Origin of the sequence: Caminicella sporogenes DSM 14501, from assembly GCF_900142285.1 — a bacterium.
Lineage (GTDB): Bacteria > Bacillota > Clostridia > Peptostreptococcales > Caminicellaceae > Caminicella > Caminicella sporogenes.
Window position 1 is genome coordinate 1 of record NZ_FRAJ01000037.1, and the last position, 2,124, is coordinate 2,124.

A 2,124-nucleotide genomic window follows, 5' to 3' on the forward strand; every position below is an offset into this window, starting at 1 on the left:
CACATGTTTTTTATCTTGTCAAGAGCTTTTTATTTTGCTGCTCTTTCAAGCGACAATTGGTATTGTATCATATAAAACTCACTATGTCAAATGGAAATTTTATTCATATGTGATCAAATAATTACACACCACATATTGGATAAATATTATAGCTTCAAAATATAAAATTTATATAAAAATATTATTATAAATTTTATATTTAATCATCATAAAATCTTATTTTTTTATTTACAAACGCAAGAAATTTTATTAAAATATATGTATAATTATACATCGTTGTATATTGTTTATCTTCCTTTTATGTAAAAATTAATTAAATAAAAAAGTTATCTACAAGGAGGCTGAAATATGAAAAAAAATTTTTTTATTACTAATAAATATAATAATAAAAAAAATAAATTCGATACAAAAGAATATAAATACTTATCTAATACTTTTGATACAACTACTAAAACTTTTGCAATAATAACTGCCAATAGAAAAAATAGAATTGAATTATTCAAATAAAATAATAAAAAAGACTTTTGAAACTTAATTTCAAAAGTCTTTTTTAAATATCAATCAAAATCGTCTATAATATAAATTAAATACATATTTATCTTAAGGAGTGATTTTATAATGTTATCAAAAAAAATAAGTAATATAACCCCATCTTATACCATAGGAATAAGTACAAAAATAACTGAATTAAAAAAACAAGGCATAGATATAATTAATTTAAGCATTGGAGAACCTGATTTTTTTACTCCTAAAAAAGCAAAAGAAGAAGGAATAAAAGCAATACATGATAATAAAACTAAATATGATGCTGCATCTGGATTAAAGAATTTGAAAAAAGTAATACAAGAAAAATTAGAAATGGAAAACAACATATCATATGATTTAGATGAAATAGTCATATCAAGTGGAGCTAAACATGCTATTACAAATACATTAATAGCTTTTTTAGATCCTGGCGATGAAGTAATCATACCTAAACCCTACTGGGTCAGCTATTCCGAAATGGTAAAACTATTAGATGGAGTTCCTATATTTGTAGATACAGATAGACAAAATGATTTTAAAATAACTGCTTCTGATTTAGAAAAAACAATATCTCCTAAAACAAAATTATTATTTATTACAAATCCTTCAAATCCTACTGGTGCCGTTTATCAAAAAAAAGAACTTATGTCTATAGTAGATATATGCTATGAAAATAACGTTCATATTATTGCTGATGAAATATATGAAAAAATTTGCTACACAAATAATTTTGTCAGTATAGCCTCTCTATCGGAAAAAGCTAAAGAAATAACTATAACTATTAATGGACTATCAAAATCAGCAGCAATGACCGGATGGAGAATAGGATATTCTGCTTGTAAAAAAGAAATTGCTACAGCTATTGCAACTATACAAGGACATCTCGTATCTCATCCCTCTACTATATCACAATGGGCTGCCTATGGAGCACTAACTCTTTGTAAAAACGAAATGGAAGAAATGGTAAAAATATATAAAAATCGTAGGGATAAAGTAATACTAGAATTGTCTAAAGTCTCTAATTTATCATTCATTAAACCTCAAGGAGCTTTTTATATATTTATTGATATTTCTAAACTTAAAAATAAAATACAATACAAAAACAGCTTCTCTATTGAATTTTCCAATAAATTATTAGATAAATACAAGGTAGCTGTTGTACCAGGAATAGCTTTTGGAATGGATGATTATATAAGAATTTCATATGCTTGCAATATAAACGATGTTATTGAAGGTATAAATAGATTAAATAAATTTATTGAAGATTTAAATAGTTAGTAGCAAAAAATTTTTTTCCACTAACTACTTGGTACTAACTGAGTTCTCAGCTCTTAGCTATCAGCGTTTTTAAAGTTAGTCTTTTAAAACACTTTTAAAATTTCTTTAAATAGGCAAAAAAACAAAAATCCACTGAAGAATTTTTTATTCTCCAGTGGATTTTTCTAACCGGCAACGACCTACTCTCCCAGGCGGTCTCCCACCAAGTACCATCGGCGCTGAAGGACTTAACTTCTGTGTTCGGTATGGGAACAGGTGTATCCCCTTCGCTATAGTCACCGGACCTATAAAACAATTAATAATTAATAGTGAATAATTAAT

2 protein-coding genes and 1 rRNA gene are annotated in these 2,124 nt (G+C 26.0%); 2 read left to right on the forward strand and 1 reads right to left on the reverse strand.

The window, feature by feature from the left end; translation table 11 throughout:
• The first annotated feature begins 348 nt into the window (after positions 1-348).
• Together BUA90_RS12465 and BUA90_RS11995 are read left to right on the forward strand one after the other, a co-directional pair.
• Positions 349-507, forward strand: coding sequence for a hypothetical protein (locus BUA90_RS12465; protein ID WP_159430034.1), 159 nt, complete (start codon positions 349-351; stop codon positions 505-507).
• 111 nt (positions 508-618) lie between these two features.
• Complete coding sequence (locus tag BUA90_RS11995; protein WP_072968872.1) at positions 619-1,803, forward strand: pyridoxal phosphate-dependent aminotransferase; 1,185 nt, start codon at positions 619-621, stop codon at positions 1,801-1,803.
• A 166-nt stretch (positions 1,804-1,969) separates the two neighbouring features.
• Here the strand turns inward: BUA90_RS11995 and rrf are convergent.
• Positions 1,970-2,086, reverse strand: a 5S ribosomal RNA gene (gene rrf / locus BUA90_RS12000).
• Between the last annotated feature and the right edge of the window lie 38 nt (positions 2,087-2,124).